The sequence below is a fragment of the Bacillus sp. NMCC4 genome (assembly GCF_002998555.1).
Taxonomy (GTDB): Bacteria; Bacillota; Bacilli; order Bacillales; family Bacillaceae; genus Bacillus.
The window spans coordinates 1-3,077 of the sequence record NZ_PVRA01000018.1; the positions used below are offsets into that span (position 1 = coordinate 1).

General features: G+C 52.3%; 1 rRNA gene. It reads right to left on the reverse strand.

Features of this window, described 5'->3' with window-relative positions:
- Window positions 1–49: 49 nt before the first annotated feature.
- Window positions 50–2,980 (reverse strand): 23S ribosomal RNA (locus tag C6Y02_RS19115).
- Between the last annotated feature and the right edge of the window lie 97 nt (window positions 2,981–3,077).

The following is a 3,077-nucleotide window of genomic DNA, read 5'->3' on the forward strand; positions in this document are numbered from 1 at the left end:
AATGTTCTCTCAAAACTAGATAACAATGTTCATGCTTCACATTAGAATATAGGTTAAGTCCTCGATCTATTAGTATCTGTCAGCTCCACGTGTCACCACGCTTCCACCTCAGACCTATCAACCTGATCATCTTTCAGGGATCTTACTTCCTTGCGGAATGGGAAATCTCATCTTGAGGGGGGCTTCATGCTTAGATGCTTTCAGCACTTATCCCGTCCGCACATAGCTACCCAGCGATGCCCTTGGCAGAACAACTGGTACACCAGCGGTGCGTCCATCCCGGTCCTCTCGTACTAAGGACAGCTCCTCTCAAATTTCCTGCGCCCGCGACGGATAGGGACCGAACTGTCTCACGACGTTCTGAACCCAGCTCGCGTACCGCTTTAATGGGCGAACAGCCCAACCCTTGGGACCGACTACAGCCCCAGGATGCGATGAGCCGACATCGAGGTGCCAAACCTCCCCGTCGATGTGGACTCTTGGGGGAGATAAGCCTGTTATCCCCGGGGTAGCTTTTATCCGTTGAGCGATGGCCCTTCCATGCGGAACCACCGGATCACTAAGCCCGACTTTCGTCCCTGCTCGACTTGTAGGTCTCGCAGTCAAGCTCCCTTGTGCCTTTACACTCTGCGAATGATTTCCAACCATTCTGAGGGAACCTTTGGGCGCCTCCGTTACATTTTAGGAGGCGACCGCCCCAGTCAAACTGCCCACCTGACACTGTCTCCCTGCCCGATAAGGGCAGCGGGTTAGAAGGTCAATACAGCCAGGGTAGTATCCCACCGATGCCTCCACCGAAGCTAGCGCTCCGGTTTCCAAGGCTCCTACCTATCCTGTACAAGCTGTACCAACATTCAATATCAGGCTGCAGTAAAGCTCCACGGGGTCTTTCCGTCCTGTCGCGGGTAACCTGCATCTTCACAGGTACTATAATTTCACCGAGTCTCTCGTTGAGACAGTGCCCAGATCGTTGCGCCTTTCGTGCGGGTCGGAACTTACCCGACAAGGAATTTCGCTACCTTAGGACCGTTATAGTTACGGCCGCCGTTTACTGGGGCTTCAATTCGCACCTTCGCTTACGCTAAGCGCTCCTCTTAACCTTCCAGCACCGGGCAGGCGTCAGCCCCTATACTTCGCCTTACGGCTTCGCAGAGACCTGTGTTTTTGCTAAACAGTCGCCTGGGCCTATTCACTGCGGCTTCTCGGGGCTTTAACACCCTAAGAAGCACCCCTTCTCCCGAAGTTACGGGGTCATTTTGCCGAGTTCCTTAACGAGAGTTCTCTCGATCACCTTAGGATTCTCTCCTCGCCTACCTGTGTCGGTTTGCGGTACGGGCACCTCTCACCTCGCTAGAGGCTTTTCTTGGCAGTGTGGAATCAGGAACTTCGCTACTAAATTTCGCTCGCCATCACAGCTCAGCCTTTACGGGAAACGGATTTGCCTATTTCCCAGCCTAACTGCTTGGACGCGGATATCCAATACCGCGCTTACCCTATCCTCCTGCGTCCCCCCATTGCTCAAATGGTGAGGAGGTGGTACAGGAATATCAACCTGTTGTCCATCGCCTACGCCTTTCGGCCTCGGCTTAGGTCCCGACTAACCCTGAGCGGACGAGCCTTCCTCAGGAAACCTTAGGCATTCGGTGGACGGGATTCTCACCCGTCTTTCGCTACTCATACCGGCATTCTCACTTCTAAGCGCTCCACCAGTCCTTCCGGTCTGACTTCACAGCACTTAGAACGCTCTCCTACCACTGTTCGTAAGAACAGTCCGCAGCTTCGGTGATACGTTTAGCCCCGGTACATTTTCGGCGCAGAGTCACTCGACCAGTGAGCTATTACGCACTCTTTAAATGGTGGCTGCTTCTAAGCCAACATCCTGGTTGTCTAAGCAACTCCACATCCTTTTCCACTTAACGTATACTTTGGGACCTTAGCTGGCGGTCTGGGCTGTTTCCCTTTCGACTACGGATCTTATCACTCGCAGTCTGACTCCCAAGGATAAGTCATCGGCATTCGGAGTTTGACTGAATTCGGTAACCCGGTAGGGGCCCCTAGTCCAATCAGTGCTCTACCTCCGAGACTCTTACCTTGAGGCTAGCCCTAAAGCTATTTCGGAGAGAACCAGCTATCTCCAGGTTCGATTGGCATTTCACCCCTACCCACACCTCATCCCCGCACTTTTCAACGTGCGTGGGTTCGGGCCTCCATTCAGTGTTACCTGAACTTCACCCTGGACATGGGTAGATCACCTGGTTTCGGGTCTACGACCACGTACTCATGCGCCCTATTCAGACTCGCTTTCGCTGCGGCTCCGCATCTTCTGCTTAACCTTGCACGGGATCGTAACTCGCCGGTTCATTCTACAAAAGGCACGCCATCACCCTTTAACGGGCTCTGACTACTTGTAGGCACACGGTTTCAGGATCTATTTCACTCCCCTTCCGGGGTGCTTTTCACCTTTCCCTCACGGTACTGGTTCACTATCGGTCACTAGGGAGTATTTAGCCTTGGGAGATGGTCCTCCCGGATTCCGACGGAATTTCACGTGTTCCGCCGTACTCAGGATCCACTCTGGAGAGAACAACATTTCAGTTACAGGGCTGTTACCTTCTTTGGCGGGCCTTTCCAGACCTCTTCGCTTATATCGTTCCTTTGTAACTCCGTATAGAGTGTCCTACAACCCCAAGAGGCAAGCCTCTTGGTTTGGGCTGTTCCCGTTTCGCTCGCCGCTACTCAGGGAATCGCATTTGCTTTCTCTTCCTCCGGGTACTTAGATGTTTCAGTTCCCCGGGTATGCCTTCTCATACTCTATGTATTCAAGTATGGATACTACTCCATTACGAGCAGTGGGTTTCCCCATTCGGAAATCTCCGGATCAAAGCTTGCTTACAGCTCCCCGAAGCATATCGGTGTTCGTCCCGTCCTTCATCGGCTCCTAGTGCCAAGGCATCCACCGTGCGCCCTTTCTAACTTAACCATTTCTTACTTTAGAAAGAATCACTATGTGTGATGAACTTTGCATTGCATTCAATGTGAATGTATTACTTATTGTTATCTAGTTTTCAAAGAACACG